The organism is Rhizobium sp. P1_E1 (assembly GCF_056406015.1).
In genome coordinates this window covers 1-4171 of sequence record NZ_JBFUAY010000309.1, presented here as the reverse complement: position 1 = coordinate 4171, position 4171 = coordinate 1, and the positions used below count along the sequence as shown (strand labels likewise).

Sequence of the window (4171 nt, the reverse complement as noted above, 5' to 3'; positions counted from 1 at the left end):
TCCCTGCCCTCGACGAGAATGGAACCGGCCTGCGGTTCGATGAGGCGCATGATGGCGCGGCCGGTCGTCGATTTGCCACAGCCGGATTCGCCGACCAGCGACAGCGTCTCGCCGGCATGAAGATCGAAGGAGACGTTTTCGACCGCGTGCACGCGGCTGGTCAGCCGGCCGAAGAGACCGGAATGAATGTCGAAGCGCTTCGTAAGGTTCTTCACCTGCAGGACCGGCGTCGCAGCGACGGTATCGGCGGCCTCGGCGGGAATGTCGGATTCACCCGTTGCCGTATTGACCACCGGGAAGCGCAGCGGCCTTCGCCGGCCCTGCATCGAACCGAGCACCGGCACGGCTGATAGTAGCGCCCTGGTATAGGGATGTTTGCCACGGTGGAAGATATCGGCGGTGGCGCCGCTTTCCACCTGTTCGCCGCGATACATCACCACCATCCTGTCGGCGATCTCGGCAACGACGCCCATATCATGGGTGATGAACAGAACGGAGGTCCCCTCCTCGTCCTGCAGCATCTTGATGAGATCGAGGATCTGGCCCTGGATGGTCACGTCGAGCGCCGTCGTCGGCTCGTCGGCAATCAATAGCTTCGGCCGGCTGGCGAGCGCCATGGCGATCATCACCCGCTGGCGCATGCCGCCGGAGAAACGATGCGGATATTCGCCGAAGCGCGTGGCGGCCGAGGGGATGCGGACCTTTTCCAGCAGCCTTATCGTCTCGGCTTTGGCATCGGCCCTGCTCATGTCTGAATGGCAGAGCAGCGCTTCGGATATCTGATCGCCGATGGTGAAGAGCGGATTGAGCGATGTCATCGGCTCCTGGAAGATCATCGCCACCTCGTTGCCGCGCACCTGCCGCATGGCGTTTTCCGGCAATGCCAGCAGGTCGCGCCCGCCGAGCATGACGCGGCCCTCGACACGGCTCGTATCCGCCTGCAGCAGCCGCATGATCGAGAGAGAGGTGACGCTCTTGCCCGAGCCGGATTCGCCGACGATCGCCACCGTCTCCGCCGGCGCCACGGTGAAGGAAACATCGCGCACGACCGGTTTCCAGACGCCGTCCACCAGGAAGGACGTCGTCAGCCTTTCGACGGAAAGAATGTCGGTCGTCGTCTGGATCGGTTGCGTTTGGGCACTGGCCATGGCGGTTCCTCTTGCGACGGGTAAGCGGCGGATCAATCCGGCCAGCGCAGCGCACCGTCGAAGCGGTGCCTGCTGCGGTTCTCGATCGGCGTTGCGATGATCTCGTTGGAGGCGCGCGCCTTGTCGAGTTCCTGCGCCAGGCGCTCCGCGACGATCGTCTCCTCGCCCGGATGCAGATTGCACGGGTCGAGGTAGAAATAGCGGTGCTCCACCTCGTGATCGCGCACGATGATCGGCGGGTTGCCCTTGGCAAGTGCATCGGCCAGATCCCAGGCGGTGATATGCGCCTGCTCGGGATCGACGATCAGGCGCAGCCGATCGAGCGGATTGTTGGTCGGATCGGGCTCGATCAGCGCGGTGAGGCCAGGGCGGCCGTCGAGCGTGCGCTTCCACAAGTTGAGATAGCTGGTCTCGCGTTCCCGGATGCCGGCATGGTCGCGATTTTCCCAGGCTTCGAGCGCTGCCATGACGCCGAAGATGCTCTCCTTGCCGACCTTCATACCGCGACCGATGCCCATATTCTGCAGGAAGGCGTGGCGCACCAGCTCCTTCCTGCCGGCAACGATGCCCGAGGTCGGGCCGCCGAGGAATTTGTGGCCGGAGTAGAGCGCGATATCGGCCCCCTGCTCCAGGAAGATCCGCAGGTCATATTCCGAGGCCGCATCGACGATGACGGGCACGCCCTTGGCATGGGCGATCTCGACGAATTCCTTGAGGTTCAACAGGCCGTAATCGACGACGTGGTGGGAAACGACATAGACGGCGGCTGCAGTCTTGTCGGTGATGGCGTTTTCCATGTGGAAGCGATGCGTCGAGGTCGCCTGCCCCACAAGCACGACGTTGCCGCCGGCAAGCCGGATCGCCTGGTCGACCGGGGCGCCGTAACTGACGACATGGCCCATCTGCACCAGCACTTCGTTCTTCTCCGGCACGACATCCGGCAACCTCTCGATCGTCAGCAGATTGTTGCCGGTGATCGCGCCGGCGACGGCGAGCGAAATGCCGGCCGAGCAAGAGGCGGTGACGAAGCCCGCCTCGCCGCCGGTCAGGCGGGCGATGACGCCACTTGCCTTGCGCTGCAGATCGTTGATCTCGACGAAGTGAGGCAGGATCGATGCCATCGCCTCGATCGCTTCGGGAACGACGATCGAGGCGCCGAGGCTGGTCATCGTGCCCGATACATTGATGACAGGGCGCAGGCCGAGCGATGGGCGGATATCAGTGGACATGGAGATCTCCAGGATTCTGGGTCGAAAAACGAAACATGGGGCGGTCGATCAAGTGTGTCGAGCTCCCATCAACCGTGCAAGGCGACGATTGCCTCGATCTCGACGGTGATGTTGCCGGGCAGCGAACCGAAGCCGACGGCCGAGCGGGCATGTTCGCCGGCCGCGCCGAAGACTGCGATCAGCAGATCCGAGCAGCCGTTGATGACGCTCGGATGATCCTCGAACTCAGGCACGGCATTGACCATGCCGAGCAGCTTCACTACCCGCTTGACCCGGGTGAGATCGCCGAGCGCATCATGCATGACTGCAAGCAGGTTGATGCCGGTCAGTCGCGCATGGCCGTAGGCCGCCTCGACACTGACGCCGGCGCCGACCTTGCCGGCATGCATGAAGCCGTCGGCCTCGCGCGGTCCCTGGCCGGAGAGGTAGAGCATGTTGCCCTCCAACACATGCGTCACGAAGTTGGCGATCGGCGGCGGTGGCGGCGGAAGCGTAATGCCGAGGGCGGCAAGCCGTTCGTAAGGCGAGTTCTCGACCTTGCCGGCGGCGGTAGGAAACTGATTCACGCAAACTCCTGTCATGCGAATTTCGATTGGGCCGACGCTTGGTCGGCAGATTAAAGATCCTTGCGAAGTCTTGGATCGAGCATGTCCCTGAGGCCGTCGCCGACCATCTGTAGCGACAGCACCGAGAGAATAATGGCGACGCCAGGAAACAGCGTCATCCAGTCGGCCTGGCCGATATACTGGCGGCCGGCGGCGATCATCGTTCCCCAGGTCGGGATTTCGGGGCTGACGCCGAGGCCGAGGAAAGACAGGCCGGCTTCGGCAAGCATCGCGCTGGCGAAAAGGAAGGTGGCCTGCACCAGGATCGGCGACAGCAGATTGCGCAGCACATGCCGCGTCATGATATGGAAGGTCGAGATACCGAGCGCCCTTGCCGCCTCGACATAGGGCAGCTCACGAATGACCAGCGTCGACGCGCGGACGATGCGGGCAAGGCGTGGCGCATAGACGATCGACAGCGCGATGATTACGGTCGTCAGCGAGGGGCCGAGGGCGGCGACGAGCGCGATCGCCAGCAGAATATCCGGAAACGCCATCATCGCGTCGATCAGCCGGGCGATCGGCGTATCGAGCTTCTGGAAGAAGCCAGCAAGCAGGCCAAGCGTCACGCCGATGATGGCCGAGAGGGTCACGACCGCAACACCGACGAGCAGCGACAGGCGGCCGGCGAAGATCGTGCGCGAGAAGACGTCGCGGCCGAACTCGTCGGTGCCAAAGAAAAAGGTGCCGCCCGGCGGCTTCAGCCGGTTGACGATGGAAAGCTTCGACGGCGAATAGGGTGCGACAACAGGCGCGAAGACCGCCAGAAGCACGAAGATCGTCAGGATCAGCAGGCCGCAGGCGACCGTCTTGCGTTTGAGCAGGCGCTTAGCGAATTTGCTGCCCTCGCCTTCGACTGGTTTGATTGCGATATCGGCCATCAGTAGCGCACCCTCGGATCGATCAGCAGATAGAGCATGTCGATCGCAAAATTGATCAGCACGTAGAGCGCGGCGATGACGAGCAGCGCCCCTTGGATGACCGGATAGTCGCGGCGCAGAACCGCCGAGACGACGAGATTGCCGACACCCGGCAGGCCGAAGACGGTTTCGGTGACGACGGCGCCCGAAATCAGCACCGCTGCCGTCAGGCCGATCACCGTCAGGATCGGGATCAGTGCATTCTTCAGCGCGTGCTTGAGGATCACCCGGCGCTCGATCAGCCCCTTGGCGCGGGCCGTGCGGATATA

Annotated in this window: 5 protein-coding genes; all 5 read right to left on the bottom strand. The window is 63.4% G+C overall.

Annotated features, from left to right (window positions below):
* On the bottom strand, nt 1–1148 hold a 1148-nt coding region (locus AC1D1Z_RS34610; RefSeq protein ID WP_477853306.1), incomplete at its 3' end, for an ATP-binding cassette domain-containing protein.
* A 32-nt stretch (nt 1149–1180) separates the two neighbouring features.
* Complete coding sequence (locus tag AC1D1Z_RS34605) at nt 1181–2377, bottom strand: aminotransferase class V-fold PLP-dependent enzyme (protein ID WP_446971874.1); 1197 nt, start codon at nt 2375–2377, stop codon at nt 1181–1183.
* A 68-nt stretch (nt 2378–2445) separates the two neighbouring features.
* Nucleotides 2446–2958, bottom strand: a complete 513-nt coding sequence (locus AC1D1Z_RS34600) for a RidA family protein (RefSeq protein WP_028732591.1) — start codon at nt 2956–2958, stop codon at nt 2446–2448.
* A 35-nt stretch (nt 2959–2993) separates the two neighbouring features.
* Nucleotides 2994–3863, bottom strand: a complete 870-nt coding sequence (locus AC1D1Z_RS34595; protein ID WP_446971873.1) for an ABC transporter permease — start codon at nt 3861–3863, stop codon at nt 2994–2996.
* Nucleotides 3863–4171 (bottom strand): ABC transporter permease (locus AC1D1Z_RS34590; RefSeq protein ID WP_477853303.1); only part of this gene is annotated, 309 nt, incomplete at its 5' end. The genes AC1D1Z_RS34590 and AC1D1Z_RS34595, both read right to left, overlap by 1 nt.